This window comes from Pseudonocardia sp. MH-G8 (assembly GCF_002262885.1).
Lineage (GTDB): Bacteria > Actinomycetota > Actinomycetes > Mycobacteriales > Pseudonocardiaceae > Pseudonocardia.
In genome coordinates, this window is record NZ_NKYF01000006.1 from 259,288 (window position 1) to 276,355 (window position 17,068).

General features: G+C 73.5%; 22 protein-coding genes. 5 read left to right on the forward strand and 17 right to left on the reverse strand.

All coding sequences use genetic code 11. The annotated features are described in order from the left end of the window. Nucleotides 1-330 precede the first annotated feature (330 nt). The 12 genes from CFP66_RS17360 to CFP66_RS17405 all read right to left on the reverse strand — a co-directional run bounded on the left by CFP66_RS17360 (nucleotide 331) and on the right by CFP66_RS17405 (nucleotide 8,431). Entirely contained in the window at nucleotides 331-1,182 is an 852-nt protein-coding gene (locus tag CFP66_RS17360; protein ID WP_094925280.1) for a phage major capsid protein, read from the reverse strand. Between the two features lie 145 nt (nucleotides 1,183-1,327). Beyond that, nucleotides 1,328-1,843, reverse strand: coding sequence for a hypothetical protein (locus CFP66_RS17365; RefSeq protein ID WP_094925282.1), 516 nt, complete (start codon nucleotides 1,841-1,843; stop codon nucleotides 1,328-1,330). Further along, nucleotides 1,840-2,124 carry a hypothetical protein gene (locus CFP66_RS17370; RefSeq protein WP_094925284.1) on the reverse strand — a complete coding sequence of 95 codons (285 nt, stop codon included), beginning with the start codon at nucleotides 2,122-2,124 and terminating at the stop codon, nucleotides 1,840-1,842. Before CFP66_RS17370 ends, CFP66_RS17365 begins: the two co-directional genes overlap by 4 nt. Beyond that, nucleotides 2,121-2,624: a sigma factor-like helix-turn-helix DNA-binding protein gene (locus CFP66_RS17375; RefSeq protein ID WP_158228122.1), complete on the reverse strand. Its 504-nt coding sequence runs from the start codon at nucleotides 2,622-2,624 to the stop codon at nucleotides 2,121-2,123. The genes CFP66_RS17370 and CFP66_RS17375 overlap by 4 nt, the downstream gene beginning before the upstream one ends. A gap of 83 nt (nucleotides 2,625-2,707) precedes the next feature. After that, a complete protein-coding gene (locus CFP66_RS17380) occupies nucleotides 2,708-3,004 on the reverse strand; it encodes a hypothetical protein (protein ID WP_094925288.1) in 297 nt (98 codons plus the stop codon). 196 nt (nucleotides 3,005-3,200) lie between these two features. Then, nucleotides 3,201-5,324: an AAA family ATPase gene (locus CFP66_RS17385; RefSeq protein WP_158228123.1), complete on the reverse strand. Its 2,124-nt coding sequence runs from the start codon at nucleotides 5,322-5,324 to the stop codon at nucleotides 3,201-3,203. Continuing rightward, nucleotides 5,321-5,608, reverse strand: a complete 288-nt coding sequence (locus CFP66_RS47925; protein WP_158228124.1) for a hypothetical protein — start codon at nucleotides 5,606-5,608, stop codon at nucleotides 5,321-5,323. Before CFP66_RS47925 ends, CFP66_RS17385 begins: the two co-directional genes overlap by 4 nt. Beyond that, a complete protein-coding gene (locus CFP66_RS17390) occupies nucleotides 5,605-5,979 on the reverse strand; it encodes an NUMOD4 domain-containing protein (protein ID WP_198961507.1) in 375 nt (124 codons plus the stop codon). The genes CFP66_RS47925 and CFP66_RS17390 overlap by 4 nt, the downstream gene beginning before the upstream one ends. Before the next feature lie 115 nt (nucleotides 5,980-6,094). Continuing rightward, nucleotides 6,095-6,247 carry a hypothetical protein gene (locus CFP66_RS47930; RefSeq protein WP_158228125.1) on the reverse strand — a complete coding sequence of 51 codons (153 nt, stop codon included), beginning with the start codon at nucleotides 6,245-6,247 and terminating at the stop codon, nucleotides 6,095-6,097. After that, nucleotides 6,244-6,441, reverse strand: coding sequence for a MerR family DNA-binding transcriptional regulator (locus tag CFP66_RS17395; protein WP_094925296.1), 198 nt, complete (start codon nucleotides 6,439-6,441; stop codon nucleotides 6,244-6,246). Before CFP66_RS17395 ends, CFP66_RS47930 begins: the two co-directional genes overlap by 4 nt. A gap of 320 nt (nucleotides 6,442-6,761) precedes the next feature. Then, on the reverse strand, nucleotides 6,762-8,234 hold the full coding sequence (locus tag CFP66_RS17400) for a recombinase family protein (RefSeq protein WP_158228126.1): 1,473 nt from the start codon (nucleotides 8,232-8,234) through the stop codon (nucleotides 6,762-6,764). Next, nucleotides 8,231-8,431, reverse strand: a complete 201-nt coding sequence (locus tag CFP66_RS17405) for a helix-turn-helix transcriptional regulator (RefSeq protein WP_094925300.1) — start codon at nucleotides 8,429-8,431, stop codon at nucleotides 8,231-8,233. Before CFP66_RS17405 ends, CFP66_RS17400 begins: the two co-directional genes overlap by 4 nt. Nucleotides 8,432-8,557: 126 nt before the next feature. Between CFP66_RS17405 and CFP66_RS17410 the strand changes: the two genes are divergently transcribed. Then, a complete protein-coding gene (locus tag CFP66_RS17410; RefSeq protein ID WP_094925302.1) occupies nucleotides 8,558-8,773 on the forward strand; it encodes a hypothetical protein in 216 nt (71 codons plus the stop codon). Here the strand turns inward: CFP66_RS17410 and thyX are convergent. Beyond that, nucleotides 8,760-9,512: an FAD-dependent thymidylate synthase gene (gene thyX / locus CFP66_RS17415; RefSeq protein WP_094925304.1), complete on the reverse strand. Its 753-nt coding sequence runs from the start codon at nucleotides 9,510-9,512 to the stop codon at nucleotides 8,760-8,762. The two genes, CFP66_RS17410 and thyX, sit on opposite strands and share 14 nt — an antisense overlap. Nucleotides 9,513-9,611: 99 nt before the next feature. On the opposite strand from thyX, the gene CFP66_RS17420 reads away from it, so the two are divergent. From CFP66_RS17420 to CFP66_RS17430, 3 genes are all read left to right on the forward strand, one after another. Further along, nucleotides 9,612-10,145: a toxin-antitoxin system HicB family antitoxin gene (locus CFP66_RS17420; RefSeq protein WP_094925306.1), complete on the forward strand. Its 534-nt coding sequence runs from the start codon at nucleotides 9,612-9,614 to the stop codon at nucleotides 10,143-10,145. 5 nt (nucleotides 10,146-10,150) lie between these two features. After that, nucleotides 10,151-11,122 carry a DUF4097 family beta strand repeat-containing protein gene (locus CFP66_RS17425; protein ID WP_143517283.1) on the forward strand — a complete coding sequence of 324 codons (972 nt, stop codon included), beginning with the start codon at nucleotides 10,151-10,153 and terminating at the stop codon, nucleotides 11,120-11,122. Nucleotides 11,123-11,350: 228 nt separating this feature from the next. Next, complete coding sequence (locus CFP66_RS17430) at nucleotides 11,351-12,226, forward strand: oxidoreductase (RefSeq protein ID WP_094925576.1); 876 nt, start codon at nucleotides 11,351-11,353, stop codon at nucleotides 12,224-12,226. A 6-nt stretch (nucleotides 12,227-12,232) separates the two neighbouring features. On the opposite strand, the gene CFP66_RS17435 is transcribed toward CFP66_RS17430, so the two are convergent. Continuing rightward, nucleotides 12,233-13,465 carry a winged helix-turn-helix domain-containing protein gene (locus CFP66_RS17435; RefSeq protein WP_094925311.1) on the reverse strand — a complete coding sequence of 411 codons (1,233 nt, stop codon included), beginning with the start codon at nucleotides 13,463-13,465 and terminating at the stop codon, nucleotides 12,233-12,235. Next, nucleotides 13,462-14,427 carry an EamA family transporter gene (locus tag CFP66_RS17440; protein WP_233159497.1) on the reverse strand — a complete coding sequence of 322 codons (966 nt, stop codon included), beginning with the start codon at nucleotides 14,425-14,427 and terminating at the stop codon, nucleotides 13,462-13,464. The genes CFP66_RS17435 and CFP66_RS17440 overlap by 4 nt, the downstream gene beginning before the upstream one ends. A 74-nt stretch (nucleotides 14,428-14,501) precedes the next feature. Here CFP66_RS17440 and CFP66_RS17445 point away from each other — a divergent pair, with 74 nt between their 5' ends. Next, nucleotides 14,502-15,062 carry a GNAT family N-acetyltransferase gene (locus CFP66_RS17445; protein WP_094925578.1) on the forward strand — a complete coding sequence of 187 codons (561 nt, stop codon included), beginning with the start codon at nucleotides 14,502-14,504 and terminating at the stop codon, nucleotides 15,060-15,062. 317 nt (nucleotides 15,063-15,379) lie between these two features. Here CFP66_RS17445 and dapB read toward each other — a convergent pair whose 3' ends face one another. Continuing rightward, nucleotides 15,380-16,126, reverse strand: a complete 747-nt coding sequence (gene dapB / locus CFP66_RS17450) for a 4-hydroxy-tetrahydrodipicolinate reductase (RefSeq protein ID WP_255413871.1) — start codon at nucleotides 16,124-16,126, stop codon at nucleotides 15,380-15,382. A 27-nt stretch (nucleotides 16,127-16,153) separates the two neighbouring features. After that, complete coding sequence (locus CFP66_RS17455; RefSeq protein WP_233159498.1) at nucleotides 16,154-16,633, reverse strand: DUF456 domain-containing protein; 480 nt, start codon at nucleotides 16,631-16,633, stop codon at nucleotides 16,154-16,156. Nucleotides 16,634-17,068: the final 435 nt, after the last annotated feature.

Sequence of the window (17,068 nt, forward strand, 5' to 3'; positions counted from 1 at the left end):
CGTCGTGCTGCACCTCGTCGCGCTCGTCGCGTGCTCGCCGTCGTCGTGGCTCACGAGGTAGTGCGCAGTACGCACGTCGTCGTGCCGGGACTCGGCATCGGTGTGGACGACGCGGGTGGGTGGGAGCCGGGTGGGAGCCGATCCACTCCCGCCCGGCTCCCGGCTCAGGTGGTGCGTGTGGAGGCAGAACGGCGCAGGGCCTCACGCGGCGAAACCTCCTCCGTGGCAGGAGGAGCACCACGGCCGCGTCGCGTCCTTCGCTCTGACACCGGCCTTCATCGGTACCGGGGTCGGTGACGTTCACGCCGCGCTGCCTCCACGTCTTGGGTGTCAGGCAGCCGCGAGGCGGACCGCGACGACAGCCGCGGGGTGCGGCCACGCGAACGCCACGCGCATGATCGCGCGGACCGCGATCTTGTCGCTGGAGAAGAACGCGTGATCGCTGCGGGTCACCTGCACGTCCGTCCGGCGGATCACGAGCGAGTAGACCCGCGGGATCCCCCAGATCGTGCCTGCGGTGACCGCCGGGGAGGTGATGAGCGGGACGCCCAGCACGGTGCGTGCACCGGCGTTGGCCGGGTCGCTGCCCAAGAGCGGGCGGTTGCTGCCGTCCTCGTCCTTCAGCACGGCGAGGCTGAGCGCGTCGTCCGGGTTCGCGACGAAGCTGGAGATCGTCGCGCCCTCCTGCTCGGCCGCGTTCACGGCGGCGGCGAACGGGTCGAGGTTCACCCACGCCACGACGCCGGCACCCAGCTGGATCGTGGTGATGCCGGTCAGCCCCTCAAGTCCGGGCGGCGCCGGTGCCGCGAGGTCGCCGAACGCGGCCACGTCGATCTTCCTGGCGATGTCGCGGGCGAGGGACTGGCCCATGATGCGCAGCGCGTCCGGGGAGGAGTCGTTGGCGAGCTCGGACGACACGACGGTGAGTCCGGCGATCTTGCGCGGCACGGTGACCAACTCGGCGAGCACCGGGTCGTCCTGCGGGATCTCAGCGCCCTCGGCGACCCACGACGCCTGGCTGTCCTCGGTGACCTGCGGGGTGTGGTACTCGGATGCGCTGGTCGTGACGAGCGTGCTGGCGCGGATGATCGCGGACTGCTCGTCGACCGGCTGAGTGATCAACTTCCCGTACTCAGCGGGCAGCAGGCCGCCGACGTCCTCGGTGGTGGTCAGCATGGTCATGATGCGGTGCTCCTACGGACATGCGCAGACTGCGCGTGATGTGTCCGCGGTGCACCGGGCGACCGCGCGGGATGGCTCACCTGGAGCCGCGCTACGGGTGCCGGTGCGGCGCCGGGCCGATGGTCGACACCCGTAGCGAGTGATCCTACCGCCCGGGCTGGAGCAGGTCAGCCCAGGATGCCTCGCGCGGCTCGGTGTCGGCGTCGCCCGTGCCGCGTAGCCGCTCGGTCGGCCGAGCGGGCAGCTTCGCCGAGCCGCGCCAGTGCGGCCGTGAGCTGAGCGCATCGCGGGCCGCTGCCGTGACCTTCTCCGGGTCGATCCGGCCCGTCTCCGTGTCTCTGAGGGCCTCGAGCGAGGTCACCGCGAGCAGGTCGGCACCGGAGCGCATCCCCGCGCCCTCGGCGAGCCGCACGACCTCGTTCGTCCGGTGCCCGCTCAGCTCCTCGCGCAGCGCGTCCCGCTCGGCCTCGGCGTCGCGGAGGCGCTCCCGGTACGTGGCGGCGTCCTTGCGCGCCTTCGACAGCCGCGGGTCGTCGTCGTCCTCGGACACCGCGTCGTCGTGCTCGCCGTCGTCGTCAGGGGTACGGAGATTCTCCGCACCCTCGGCGAGCAGCGACTCGGCCTCGTCGTCGGTGATGTCGGCGTCCTGCGCGTGCGTCACTGGTCGTCCTCCTCGTGCTCGTGGGTGGTGGTCGTGCCCGGGTCGTCGACGTGGCGGCGGCCGGTGGGGGTGACGCGCGCCGAGCCGGTGATGTGCGGCACGCGCACCGACGTCGTGCCGAGCGGCTCGTCGTCGGCGTTCACGTCGAACCGGGTCACGACGATGTCGTCCGCGCGGTGCTGGGCGTGCTCGCCCGGGCGCTCGGCACGCAGCGTCTCGGCGAGCGCAGCGGCGCGCGGGTCGTCGGGGTCGGGCGGGACGCGTTCGATGTGGACGTTCATGCGGTCGATCCCTTCTCGTCGTCGAAGAGGCCGTCATCGGCCTCCATTGCGGCCATAGCCGCGGCATGCTCGGTTGCGCGGCGTAGCTCCTCGAGCAGCGCCATGTCCGGCACCGCCTTCTCGCGCTCCGGCTCGATCGTGATCGCGGACTTGCGCGGCGCGTCGTAACCGAGCATCGCGGCCCTGCGGCCGAGGATCTGCACGACGGTGCGCGCCGTGGCCACCGTGTCGACGAGTCCGCGGTCGTGCTCGGCGGTGAGCCGGGACAGCCACTCGTCGAGCACCGCGCGGTCGCGGGCCCGCTCGGCCGACTCGTCGGACGGCCTGAACTCCAGCGCGGCGGCGGCCTGGGCCACCCAGTTCCACGCGGTGCCCGTCGAGATGCCGAGCTGCGCGGCGATCGAGCGGTAGCTCTCGCCCTTCGTGTGCAGGACGAACGCGCGCGCCTGCTTGCTCGCGAGCTCGTCACCCGCGATTTGTTCAGCCCGTTCAGCGCTCATGCCGTTCATTCTCCCTGGTGTAGCGCGTTATCCCGAAGGCCGTTCAGCGCTTGCGGCTGAACGCCGAACGATCGGCGATGCGGTCACGGCTCGTCCACCCACACGTGGGCGTCCCGGTGCCTGCCCGGCCGCGGGTGGCCGGGCCCGACCAGTGCCAGCCGGTCCAGGTCCAGCAGTGCCAGCCACGCTTTCCACACGGTGGTGTCGCTGAGCCCGGTCTCGGCGATCACGACGGGCGTGATCTCGTCGAGGTCGGTCAGGCCGTAGGCCCGCACGGCTCGCGCCAGCGCGGGCACCGCACTCGCCCCGGGGCCGCGGTACTCGGCCACGTCGTGCGGGAGGGGGTCGTGGTCCTCGGCGACTGGGGGGCTCTCGATCATGTTCGTGTTCCTTTCTTGATCTTGTCGGAGTGGTGCCAGGCGCTCCAGTCGGGTCACGCGCGGGGGGGGCTTGGCCTGACTGACCCGACTGGACTGACTGGAGCCGTGACCGTCCAGTCAGGTCACAGTTAGTCCAGTCAGTTCAGTAAGGTCACTCTCCCCATGGTTTGACCCGACTGGAGCTGACCTGCGGGTCCTAGGGGGCTGACCCGACTGTGGAGACGTCCGTTGACCCGACTGTGGAGGCACCGGGCAGGGACCATCGCGACTCCCGGGGGAACCCGCCGGAGGTCTTCTCGATCCGGAGCGTCCGTGCCGCTCGCTTGAGTGCCGACTCGCTGTGTCCGGCCACCCGGCCCGCACCGATGACGGTCTTCCGCGGAGCGCCTCCGCCCGCCTGCGTCAGGTAGTCGTCGAGCCAGTCCTTCGCCTCGTCCACCGCCGACCGGTCGTCGGGATCCTCGCTGGCCGACGTGATCATGTCCCGGATCGAGCGGGACGACTCCGCGCCCCAGGCGAGGGCACCGGCCATGATCGGCTTTCCGGACTCGGGATCCTCGCCGACCGTGCGCGACTCGATCGTGAAGTTGAGCGTCGGTACGTCCGAGTCGTCGGTCAGGTTCGACTTGGCCAGCCCCACCGACCGCTGCCGACGCTGCTCGTCGTCCGGGTCGCGCAGGACGAAGAGCACCGAGCGGGCGACGGCCACGAACGCCTTCGAGGCCATGATCGCGTTCAACGGGTCGGCCCCGCCGGCCTTGTTCAAGTGGATCAATCCCACCGTGGCGCAGCGGGCCCGGTCGGCGAGCGCGACGAGCGGTTCGAGCGCCTGGCGCACCTCGCCGTCCTTGTGCGTGTCGAGTCGGCCCTCCAGGCGCGACATGAGCGGGTCGAGCAGCAGCAGCGGTACCTCAGCCTCGCGCAGCACAGTCTCCGTCGCCGCGAGGTCGTGCGGCAGTTGCAGCACGGTCTCCGCGCCGAACGAAGTCATGACCTCGATGTGGAACACCCGGTCGAGGTCGGCCCCGGCGGCGGCCAGCCGGGGCACGATCGTCATCTCCCACGAGTCCTCCGTCGCCGCCACGGCCACGTTGCGCGGCGTGCCGTGCAGATCCCCGGCGAGCGTCCCGCGCGTTACCTGGGCGAGCACGGTGTACATCAGCGTGGACTTGCCATCGCCCTCGCGCCCCGCGACGAGCGTGAGGCTTCCGGACGGGATGCGGCGGTCCCACAGCCAGTCCGTGGCGCGCATGACGAACTCGGACGCGCGCTTGAGCCGAACGACCCGCCCGCCGGTGCCTCCGTTCGTGCCGTGTGCGGACGCCTGCGCGCCGAACTGCGCTTCCCAGCGCGCCCAGTAGTCCGGCCCCGCCTCGCGGCCCGGGTCCGGGGTGAGCTCCTGTGGCCCCGGGTCCTCCCGCCATCGCTCCTTGCTCGGCCCGTCGGCGAGCGATCGGTCGATGTCTCGCCGGTTCGCCGAGTACAGCCGCGACGCACCCCACACGCTCAGGTGCGCGGCGGTCAGATCGGCCACCGCCCGCTCACGGTCCACGAGTTCGGCATCGACGAGGCGGCCCAGGACCATGCCCGCGCCGAGCAGCTTGTCCCGGTACCCACCGGTGTCCACGTCGTGCGATCGCACCCGCTCGAGCGCCTCGGCGTAGCGAGCGCGCAGCCACTCCCGGTCGTGGAACGTGATGCGCCCGTCGGCCGGTCGGTCGGAGCGCTCGGCCCGGTCGGCGAACAGGGCGAGGACGCTCGCCGGAGTGCGTGCCAGCGCCTCGCGCCGGGGGAGCTCGCCCTCGACGCGGTAGGAGCCGGACTCGCCCTCGATGTAGGAGCCGGGCGCGTAGAACAACCCGCTGCCGTTGCGGGCGTCCACACCGCGGCCCAGCGTGGCGCCGGCCTCCTGCGGCAACTGCTCGCCGTCCGGGTCCGCGGCCCAGATGTGATGCACGCTGCCGGACGGCGTGCGGTGCACGAGCGCGCCGGTCGGGTGGCCTTGCTCGGCCCACCACGCGGGCCGGTTGGCGTCCAGGTCGACCCCCTCGGTGCCGTTGGCCGCGCACCCGTGGGCGAACGAGCACGGCCCGTACGTGGCCCACCAGTCCCGGATCTGCGCCGGATCGTTCGACCACGCGCTCGATCGACGCCAGTTCAGGAAGAACCGAGCGACCTTCTTCCCGTCCTCCGTGTTGCGAGTGAGCCGCACCGGCGTGAGCGCGTACCCGTGCTCGGCGAGGCGGACGGCCTCCGAGAGCGCGAACCGCTCCTGCTCGGTGGACTCGGTGCCCTGCTCGATGTCCAGTGCCGCGCTCATCGCGCCTCCCTCCACGCCTGCTCGATGTGGGTCGTGATCGCCGGACAGTCGTCGGAGTGCTCGACGCGGACGTGCAGCACGCGCCCCGTGCGGGCCGCCGCACGGCGCTCGGCGCGGGGCGGCGGCCGGAACACCGCGCCACACGGGCACTCGCCCTGGGTGACGACCAGGCGCCGACGAGCGATGCCCTCCCGCACTGCCGCGGGTGCGCCGTCGGGGATCTCCGCGGCCACGAGCGCGGCCCACTCGCCGTCGACGGTGGTCTCGATCAGGTCGGCGCTCATCGGGCCACCTCCGGCCACACCGAGCGGACGAGCGCGGCCACGTGGACAGTCCTGCCGCGCCCATCGCGGTAGGGGCGGACCCGCCCGTCGACGGCGACCAGGTCGCGGCCACGCAGGCGCATCGGGCGTCCGTTGCGGTCGACGACCTCCCGATCGAGACTCCGGACGCGGGAACGGTCGGAGACCTCGTAGAGCCCCTCGTAGGAGGGCACCGCGGCCCAGCGCTCGACGGGCTGGACCTGACGGACGGCGACGGTATTGTTATCGATGACGTTGTGGTTGGCGTCGTGGTTGCTGGGGTCGGGGCGGTTGCCGGCGTGCTGGTCACGCGCGGGCAGGCCGCCCTTTCCCGTTCCCGGGGGAGCGAGCACGGCGATTCCTCGTCTTCTGGATCATGGCCGGTGTCCTCTCGTCGTCCGGCGCCCGATCTGCGGGCCCGGGGTGATGCGTCCGCCGGTGGTCGGCACCGGCGGGGTCGTGCGAGTGCTACGCGGCGCGCTTGAGGCGCCGGCCACGCAGCACGGGCCGCAGCAGACCGCTGAGCGTGTCGCGCTGCCTCGCGCTCAGCGGCGGTGCGGTGCGGACGCGTTCGGCCACCGCGTCACGGCGTGCTTGCACGGCGCGCTCGGCGGGGGTCACGGCTGCCCCGCCCGCTGCGGCTGCAGGAGTGCGAGCACGTCGCTGAGGCGGTAGCGGCGCACGCCACTGGGCAGGCGCTCCGCGTGCAGCACACCGCGGTCGGCGTAGCGGCGGATCGTGGAGGTGTCGACCGCGCAGAGGCGGGCGGCCTCGGTCACGCCGATGAGACGGTCAGGGGTGTCCAGACTGGACATGGCACAGCTCCGGGTGATCAGGAGGTGTGCACGTGCGCTCCGGTGCGTCCGGGTCGTGCGATGACCTGCCCGGCGGTTACGTCTCGCCGCGGGCCGCGCGGTTGCCGCTCGCCCGCTCCCCGACCCGCCGGTCAGGAGCAAGCCCCCACGCCTCGCACTCGGCGAGGGACACCCGGGGGGAGTGCGCCTATGCGCCGCGCTTGCCGGGTACTACGCGGGCCGCTGTCGAGATCGACTCTAGCGGACGCGTGGGGTACCGCGCAACACCGGCACCCCCTCTGACCTGGGAAGATGTCCTGTACACCGGACACCGCGGGGCGTCAGACCTTCCACGTGGTGTCGACGGTGGCGGGGTCGGCCACCCACTCGCCCGACTCCGCGTCGCGCACCACCCCTGCGCGCGGCCCCTTGCCGGGCGGCAGCGCTGTCACGCTCACCAGGGTGTCGACGATCGTCCGCTGCTGGTCCAGATCCAGCGCCTCCCACGTCGCGGCGACGTCGTCGGCACCGACCACACCGGCCAGTACGCTCGCCTTGCCTGCCTCGGCGAGATCGGCCTCCACCTCGGCGAGCTTGCGACGGGCGGCGGCGACCTGCGCGCGCAGTGTCGGCAACGGCAGCTCGGTGTCCTCGCCGAGTGCGGCCAGGCGCGTGCGCAGTGCCCGCGCCCGGGTCCGCAGCGGTTCCACCGCCTGCGCGGACTCGTCCTCGTCGGGCGCCAGCAGATCGAGCGCGTCGGCGCGCGACAGCCGGGCGAGCACCAGCGCGACCACGAACGCGGTCACCGGCTCGGCTCTGCGACTGACGTGCCCGCCGTCGGCGGCTTCCCCGCGGTGCAGTCGACCGCACTTGAGGATGGACGTGCCCCGGCTGTTCTTGCCGCCGTAGACGTGCTCGCCACAGGGGCAGCGGGCCAGCCCACCGAGCAACGTGCGGGTGCCCTTCGGCGTGGCCCGGGTCGCGTCGGTCAGCGTGTCCACCACGGCGCGGTAGACCTCCTCGGTGATGATCGCCTTCCACTCCCCGCGGCCGACAACCTCGCGCTCGTGCGGGAGCTTGCGCCGCTCGCCCTTCTGCGGGGCCGGTTCGTAGACGGCGAGCCCGGCGTTGCGCGGGTTGAGCAACACCCCGCGGACGACCGACGGGAGCCACCGCTCCCCGCCCTGCGGTGTGGGCAACTCGGCAACGTTCCACGCCTGCGCGATCGAGCGCAGCGATCCGCCGGACAGGACGAGTTGACAGGCGTCGGCGATCGCCGCGGACTCGACGGGGTGCGGGGTGAGCCGGTCGGCGCAGTAGCCGAACGGCCGGTGGCTGAACCGCACCGGGCGCCCGTTCGTCGCCGCCTGCTGCCGCGCGCTGCGCTGTCGATCCGCCTTGACGGCGATCTCCTCCTCGGCGATCTCGCCCTGCACGCTGATCACGATGCGCCCGGCCGCGGTGGTGGGGTCCAGGTCGCTGCCGCGCACCATGGAGATGATCACGCCACGCTCACGACACAGCTCGACCAGCTCGTATCGGTCACGGGCGTTGCGGACCAGTCGGGACATGTCCCAGGCGACAACCCGGCTGATCGTCCCGGCCCGCAGCGCGTCCAGTAGTGCCCGGAACCCCGGCCGCTCGACCTTCCCCGCGGCGCTCACCGAGTGGTCGACGTACTCCCGGGCGACGGTCCAGCCACGGCGGACGGCCAGCGCCGTGCACTCGTCACGCTGCCGCTCGATCGCGAGCCCCTCGCCGGTCTTGTCGAGCGAGATCCGTAGGTAGATCGCGGCGTGGACGGGAGGAGTCATGTGTGCCATAGTAGGCGGCACGGGACCCAGTGCACATCGATGACGACCTGTGAGTTCTCGATCCGGCTCAGCTTGCTCACCGAGAAGTCGAGCTTCGGGGCGGCCTGCTCGAGGGTGAGCCCCGCGTCCTCGCGCATCAGTCGCAACTGGCGGGCGAGCACCCGTCGGCGGATCATGGACCCCTCGTGCTGTGTCACGTGACCCCCCGTCCGGCCCCGGTCACGGATCGTGGCACACGGGAATCCGGGTGCGGGATTCCCGCACCGGCATTTCCCACATCGGCGAATCCGGATCCGGCGGACCCCAGGCGACCCTTCGCCCCCATGACGACACCTCGCCCCGAGCGCAACGGCCGCCTGCTGTTCGAGGCCGCCGAGATCATCACCGGGTGGCCGCTCGTGCGCGCCCGGCTGTCGGCCGCCCACGTGCCCGACGCCCGAGGCCGTTGCCGGGGGTGCACCAGCCAGACCCGGGACGCGCCGCGGTGGCCGTGCGCGCTCGCCGTGCTGGCCGGGGCACGGCTGCTCACCCCTCCGTGACGAAGGGGCTGGAGGCGATCTCGGTGCCGTCCTCGAGGGTGGCGATCTCGAAGTCGCGGAACACCGTGGGCACCTCGCGCTGCAGCTGGCGCAGGCACTCGATGGACAGGGCGCGGATCTCCACGTCGGCGTGCTCGGTGGCGCGCATCGCGATGAAGTGCCGCCAGGCCCGGTAGTTGCCGGTGACCACGATGCGGGTCTCGGTGGCGTTGGGCAGGATCGCGCGCGCCGCCTGCCGCGCCTGCTTGCGGCGCAGCGTGGCGTCGGGGACGTCGGCGAACCGCTTCTGCAGCCCCTCCAGCAGCTCCTCGTAGGCCTTCACCGACGCGGCGGCCGCCTCCGTGAACAGCGCGTGCAGCTCCTCGTCGGCGGCGATGACGTCGGGCTCGACCATCGCGGCGTCACGCTCGGGCACGTAGCGCTGGGAGAGCTGGCTGTAGGAGAAGTGGCGATGGCGGATGAGCTCGTGGGTGAGCGAGCGCGACACACCGGTGAGGTAGAAGCTCACCGTGCCGTGCTCCAGCACCGAGAGGTGCCCGACCTCCAGGATGTGACGCAGGTAGCCGGCGTTGGTGGCCGTGGCGGGGTTGGGCTTCGACCAGGACTGGTAGCAGGCGCGGCCCGCGAACTCCGCCAGCGCCGCACCGCCCTCGGCGTCGGTGCTCCACGGGACGTCCGCAGGCTGGACGAACTCCGTCTTGGCGACGAGCTGGACGCCCAACGGCACGGCCTGTGGCATGGCGGGAGCGTAACCGGGCACCCCGACAGGACCGTGTGACGCCGGATGGCGTCACACGGACTCCTTGACCGATGTCACGAGTGACGCCATAGTGGCGTCATGGACTTGAACCAGTACGTGCGGCAGCTGCGGGAGGACCTCTCGTCCGCCGCCGCCGCAGGTGACGAGCAGACGCAGCGCACCGCCGCGCTGCTCGGCGCCGCGATCGAGCCCGCGGCCCGCCTGGCGATCATGAATGCGCTCTCGGACCTGGCTGCAGAGGTCACGGCCACCCTCGGCGACCGCGTGGTCGAGGTCCGCCTCGACGGCCGCGACGTGCGGGTGGCCGTGAACCGCGACGAGAGCTCCGAGCCGGAGCCGGGCTCGGAGCCGCCCCCCGGTGGCTTCCCCGGTGGTTTCCCCGGCGGCTTCCCCGGCGCCGACTCCGGCGACATCAGCCGCATCACGTTGCGGCTCGTCGAGCAGATCAAGGGCCAGGCCGAGCAGGCCGCCGCGGCGCAGGGGGTGTCGCTGAACTCCTGGGTGGCCCAGGCGGTGCAAGGCGCGCTCGCCGATCGCCTCCGCGGCGGACGCCGCGACGACTGGACGGGTGACCGCGGGGGCAAGCGCCTGCGCGGATGGGTCGAGGGGTGAGCGGCATGAGCGACTTCGGGATCGACTTCAACAAGGACTCCGCCGACGACCCCGCGCCCGGGCCCGGGATGGTGCGCCGGCAGGAGTGGCGCTCCGACGGACCGGCCGAGCTCGAGCTCAGCGCGGACGTCGGCCGCATCCGGGTGCACCTGGAGGACCAGCCCGACGGGGCCGGCGAGGTGCGTGTGGAGGTGCGCCACGACCCGTCGGCGGGCAACAGCTGGAGCCAGGGCCTGTCGGGCATCATCTCCTGGCTGGGCGGTGCCACGGCCGGCAGCGGCACGCCCGGCGGGAGCGTCGAGGAGCTGGCCGCCGAGGCCGTGTCCGCGGCGGAGATCAGCTGGTCGGAGAGCGGGCGCCGGCTCGTGGTGCGCTCGTCGCAGGACCTGCCGCTGCGGGTGGTGCCACTCGCGATCACCGTCTGGGCCCCCACCCGTTCCCGTCTCGCGGCGCGGATCGGCGCGGGCGAGGTGCGGGCCACCGGCAAGGCCGGCTGGGCGGGTGTGCGCACCGGCTCGGGCGGCGCCACGCTCGACGCCGTGGACGGCGACGCGGACGTCACGACCGGCTCCGGCGCCATCGACCTCGGGCCGGTGAGCGGCCGAGCGCGGCTGCGCACGGGATCCGGCGACATCCGGGTGGCCGCCACGGGCGGCCCCACCGAGATCAAGACCGGCAGCGGCGACGTCACCCTCGGCGAGGTGAACGGCGACGTCGAGCTGCGCACCGGCTCGGGCGACGTCACCGTCTCCGACGCCCGCAGCGGCGCCCTGCAGATCACCACGGGCTCGGGCGGGCTGCGCGTCGGTGTGCACCGCGGTGTCGGGGCCGAGCTGGACCTGGTGTCGGGCTCCGGACGCGCCCGCAGCGAGCTCGACGTGGCCGGAACGGCCCCGGCTGCGCCTACGGCGCTGAAGGTGCGCGGGCGTACGGGCAGCGGCGACGTACTGGTCTCCCGGGCCGCTGTGCCGGCCTGACCGGCGGCCCGGGCACTCGCGCTCCCACCGCGGTTGCCGTGGGCGCGCGAGCGGCCGTGCCGGCGACATGCCTGCCTGATCGACGGTCCGGGGGGACGTGCGGGCCGAGTGGGGAGCGGCCCGGGCGGATCGCATCGGTGCAGGGCGAGGGCGGGCGGGGTGGACGAGATCCGCCCCGCCCGCTCGGATCTGCATGATCCACCCAAGGGCACGGCAGAGGGGCGCGACATGACCGGATGGACGGCGGCAGACGTTCCTGACCAGCGCGGGCGCACGGTGCTGATCACCGGCGCCAACAGCGGGCTCGGCGCGGAGGCGACACGCGTGCTCGCCGGGGCCGGGGCGAGGGTGGTGATGGGGTGCCGCGATGTCGACGCCGCGCGGGTCGTCGCGGAGCGGATCGACGGGCACACCGAGGTGCGCCGGCTCGACCTGGCCGACCTTGCATCGGTGCGGGCGTTCGCCGACGGTCTCGACGGCCACATCGACGTACTGATCAACAACGCCGGCGTCCTGGCGGTGCCGAAGGGCACCACGGTCGACGGGTTCGAGCGACACATCGGCACCAACCACCTCGGCCCGTTCGCCCTGACCGGCCTGCTGGTCAACCGGGTGCACGATCGCGTCGTCACCGTGTCGAGCGGCCTGCACGTGCTCGGCCGGATCCGTGACGACCTCAACTGGGATCGCCGCCGCTACCAGCGGTGGCTGGCCTACGGGCAGTCCAAGCTCGCCAACCTGCTGTTCGCCTACGAGCTCCAGCGCCGGCTGGCCGCGGCGGGGCGACATACCGTTTCGGTGGCGGCCCACCCCGGCGTCAGCGCCACCGAGGGTCAGCGACGGGACACCTCGTTGCAGGGCAGGATCGTGGCCGGCGGCCGCGCGCAGGGCCCCGAGATGGGTGTGCTGCCGCTGCTCTACGCGGCGGTGGCCCCCGGCGTGGGAGGCGGCGACTACGTCGGTCCCGACGGGCCACGGCACCGCAAGGGTTACCCCACGCTCGTCCGGTCGAGCCGCGCCTCGCGGGACACCACGCTCGCCGCCCGGCTGTGGGAGCGCTCCGAGCACCTCACCGGGGTGCGATACGCGATCGAGCCGCGCTGACGGTGCTCACCGCAGCGCCGCGGCGAGCGGGCCCGCGAGATCGCCGCGGTCGCCGGCCACCACCCCGTCGAGCTCGAGCCAGCCGGCCATCACCCGCAGCTCGGCCGCCAGCTCCGCGGTGACGCGCGGCAGGTCGGCCTGCGGCTCGGCGAAGGCTCCCCGCACGCGCAGGACGCCCGCCTTGCGGTCGGCCTTGAGATCGACGCGCGCCACCAGCTCGCCGTCGAGCAGGAACGGGAACACGTAATAGCCGTACTGCCGCTTCGGTTCCGGCACGTAGATCTCGATGCGGTAGCGGAACCCGAAGATCCGCTCGGTGCGCTCGCGTTCCCAGACCAACGGGTCGAACGGGCACAGCAGGGCCCGCCCGGTGATCCGCCGCGGCACCCTGGTGCCCGGTAGCCGGTACGCCGGGCGCTCCCACCCGCGCACCCGGACCTGCTCCAGCTCGCTCGAGGACAGCAGCTCCGCCACCGCGGCCTGGCTGCGCGCCGGGGCCAGACGGTAGTAGTCGCGCAGCTCGGGCTCGGTGGCCACGCCCAACGCGGACGCCGAGCGCAGGACGAGCGCCCGCGCCGCCTCCTGCGCGGAGGGCTGCGGCGCGGCGAGCACCGCGGGCGGGAGCACGCGCTCGGGCAGGTCGTAGAGCCGCTCGAAGTGGCGCCGGGTGCCCGTGGTGAGCGTGCCGACGCCGAAGAGGTACTCGCAGATGCGCTTGACCTCCGAGCGCTCCCACCAGGACGCTCCCGGGGGCCGCGGGCGGGTGGGGGCCGCCACCGCGGCCTCCAGGGTGCCTGCCCCGACGGGACCCAGCTCCTTGACGGCGGCCAGCACGTCGTCGACCAGGCCGGGATGATGCTCGACCAGCGGCTGGTAGCTGCGCCACCAGCGATCGCGGATGGCACCGGCGTGCATCAGCGGCCACTCCTCCACCGGCAGCAGGCTCGCCTCGTGGGCCCACGCCTCGACGAGCAGGCGGGGCCTGCGCGCGGAATGGGACCACGCGGCGTCGTCGACGAGGGCGGGGTCGTAGGGCCCGAGCCGGCTGAACAGCGGCATGTAGTGGGCGCGGACCGCGACGTTCACCGAATCGAGCTGCAGCAGCCGCACCCGCCCGAGCGCGCGCAACAGGTGGCGGCGCGTGACGGGACCGGAAGGCGGCGGGTCGGCGAAGCCCTGGGCGGCCAGCGCGGCCCGCCGGGCGGCGGCCGGACCGATCGTCTCGACAGTGGATGTCACGGCGGGGATGCTGCCAGGTGCCCCCGACGTTTCCGCCGACCCGCGCGGGGGCGCTCCGCCGCGACCACCAGCACGACCGCGAGCAGCACCACGGCGCCACCGGCGAACTGCAGCCCGGAGAACCGCTCCCCCGCCACGAAGATGCCCAGCAGCACCGCGATCACCGGGTTGACGTAGGCGTAGGTCGTCACCGTGGAGACCGGAAGCACCGCCAGCGCGTAGGCGTACGCGCTGAACGCGAGCAGCGACACCACCACCGCCATGTAGGCCCACGCCCACCACGCGCTCGGGGAGACTGCCGCGAGGTCGGGGCGGTCCCCCACCGCCACGCTGCCCGCCATCAACACCACGCCACCCACCAGCATCTGCACCGCGGCCAGCGCGAAGGGGTTGCTCGGGGCGGGCAGGCGGGTGGTCGCGAACGTCCCCGACGCCCAGCCGACCGCCGCCAGCACCACCAGCCACGGCCCCCACCACGCATTGCCGAGCACGCCTCCGGAGCCCCCGGACGAGCCGGCGAGCAGCAGCACCGCGAGACCCACCACCCCGACCCCGGTGCCGACGACCGTGGCCGGCCGCGGCCGGTCCCCCGTCAGCGCCCGCAACACGACGATCCACAGCGGCACCGAGGCGATCAGCAGCGCGGCCACTCCCGACGCGACCTGCTGCTGCGCCACCGTGACGAGCCCGTTGCCCCATGCCGGCAGCAGCAGCCCGGCCAGCGCTGTGGTCGCGAACTGCCGCCGATCCATCCGCAACGCCCGCCGGCCACCGAAGGCCAGCACCACGAGCGTGAGCAGCGAGCCCCCGACCAGGAAGCGGCCGCCGCCCGCGAAGAGCGGCGGCAGGTCGGTGATGATGAAGCGGTTGGCCAGGTACGTCGAACCCCACAGCACGTAGACCACCCCGAGCGCCACCCAGGCGAGGGCGGGCGCGCGGGCGGGAACGGCGGGGACGGGCACCCGCACCACGGTGCCACGGCGGATCGCAGGGGGCGACCGACGGGATGGGGACCGGGGTGGTCTTGGATGGCGGCATGGCCACCGCACTCGTCCGCCCCGCCGCCCCCGAGGACGTGGCAGAGATCGTCCGCATCCAGTCCGACACCTGGTCCACGGCCTACGAGGGCCTGGTGCCGGCCTCGGCGCTCGAACAGCTGCGCGCGCCCGAGACGCATGCGGCCTGGGAGGGCGCCGTCACCGCGGGCGACGGACACCACGTGCTGGTGGCCACCGAGGGCGAGTGGACCGTGGGCTTCTGCGCGGCCGCGCCGGCCGTCGCGCCCGAGGGTGCGGTCGCGCCGTCCGGACCGACCCTCGGCCCGGAGGCGTGGGCCGAGATCAACATCCTGCTCGTCGAGCCGCGCTGGGGCCGTCGCGGGCACGGCGGCCGCCTGCTCGCCACAGCCGCCGAGGCGTTGCGCGGCGACGGCGCCCGCTACGGCCTGGCCTGGATCCCGGAGTCCGACACCGCCTCCCGCGGGTTCTACGAGCGCGCCGGCTGGGCCACCGACGGCACGATCCGGGTGCTCGACACGGGCGAGGGCACCGTGCGCGAGGTCCGCGTCACCGGCTCCCTCGACCTCGAACTCACCTGACCCACCCGCCCACCCGCCCGAGCCGCACCGGCGAGCCGCGCCCACTGCACGCGAGTCGCGCCCCACCCCACGCGAGTCGCGTCCCAGCCCACGCGAGTCGCGCGCCGCCGCGCACGAGTCGCGCTCAGAACCCGAGGTAGCCCCGCACGAGAGGGCCGGGTGATCGTTCCGAGCCGCACCTCATCGTGGTCGGCACCGCCGTCATGCACGGCTCACAGCGATCACAGCGACCTGATCAGCCCGAGCCGCACACCAACGCCGCCGACACCACCGTCACGCGCGGCTCGCGGCGATCACCGGCCCGGGTCGGCCGCGCGCTACAGGCCCAGCAGCGGTTCGAGGCCGACCGTCAGGCCGGGACGGTCCCGCACGGCCCGGACGGCCATGACCACGCCGGGCATGAACGACGCCCGGTCGAACGAGTCGTGCCGGATCGTCAGCGTCTCCCCTGCGGTCCCGAGGACGACCTCCTGGTGCGCCACCAGCCCGGGCAACCGGACCGAGTGGACGCGGACGCCCTCGACCTGAGCGCCGCGGGCTCCCGGGAGCTCCGAGGTGGTGGCGTCGGGCAGCGGGCCGGCACCTGCTTCGTCGCGCGCGGCGGCGATCAGCCCGGCGGTGTGCACGGCCGTGCCCGAGGGCGCGTCCGCCTTGTTCGCGTGGTGCAGCTCGATCACCTCGACGGACTCGAAGAACCGCGCCGCGGTGCGGGCGAACTGCATCATGAGCACGGCGCCGACACCGAAGTTGGGGGCGACGAGCACGTGGCCCGGCCGCGCCTCGAGCCGCGCGCGCACGTCGTCGAGCCGGTCCTCGTCGAACCCGCTCGTGCCGACGACCACCGCGATGTCGTGGTCCAGGCAGAACTGCAGGTTGTCGAGCACGGCGCCGGGGTGGGTGAAGTCGACGGCCACCTGCGCGCCGGCATCGGGCAGGGCCGTCAGGGGGTCGCCGTCGTCGATGCGCGCGACGAGCGCGAGCCCCTCGGCCGCCTCGACGGCCGCGCAGACCTGCGTGCCCATCCTCCCGCGCGCGCCCAGCACGCCCACCCTGATCTCGCTCACGGCGGGCAGCGTAGTCAAACGGCGGAGTCAGGCGAACACGAGCGCCCCGATCCAGACCGCCGCGGCGATCAGACCGGTGGCCATCTCGATGACGATGCTCCAGCCCACGGCCGTGAGGGCCCGCTTCGTGGACGGCCAGGCGCTTTCCCGCCCGCCGAGCCGGGCCAGCTCGGCGAGGTACACCCCGAGCACGAAGCCGATGAACAGCCCGACCACCGGGATCACGAAGAAACCGACGATCCCCAGCACGCCGCCCAACGCGAGGGTGCGCCCCGGCACCCCGGAGTCGCGCAGCCGCCTGCCAGGCAGGAGGTACTTCGCCACCGACCCGAGCACGACGATCGCGACGACGATCCCGAGCACCGTCCACGCCGTGGCGTCGCCGCGCGGGACGGCCCAGACCGCGACCCCCGCCACCACGAGGATCAGCCCCGGCAGCACCGGCACCACGATCCCGACGATCCCGACGGCGACGAGCACCGCGGCCAGCACGACAGCGATCTCCACGCCGACGAGCATGTCACGCCCCCGGCCGCCGCTTCCGAGCACGCGTTCCCGCAGTCGGCCGCCCGCAGCGTCCCGAGCTCACCGAGGTGGCCTGCGCATCGGGAGCGATCGCCGCGCTCGAGGACGGGCCGCACACCGCCGGCCGCCCGACGAGAAGCCGGCCGACCCGCCACGGCTCGCCGACCAGGCTGCTGGTGGTGGCCGCGACCACGGAGCGGACCGGCTCGCGGCTCTGCCGACCGCCTGAGACCCGTCCGCACACGCTTCCCCCTGGCACACACGTCCGGGCGTGTGTGGAGACGTGCAGGTGTGCGACGGGCCGCAACGCTGCGGAGGCACGCGCGCGCGTCCCTCCCCCGGCCGCGGCGACGTAGATCATCGCGAGATCCAGCTGATCGCCCTTCGAAGGGCGATCGAGTCGATCTCGGATCGAGC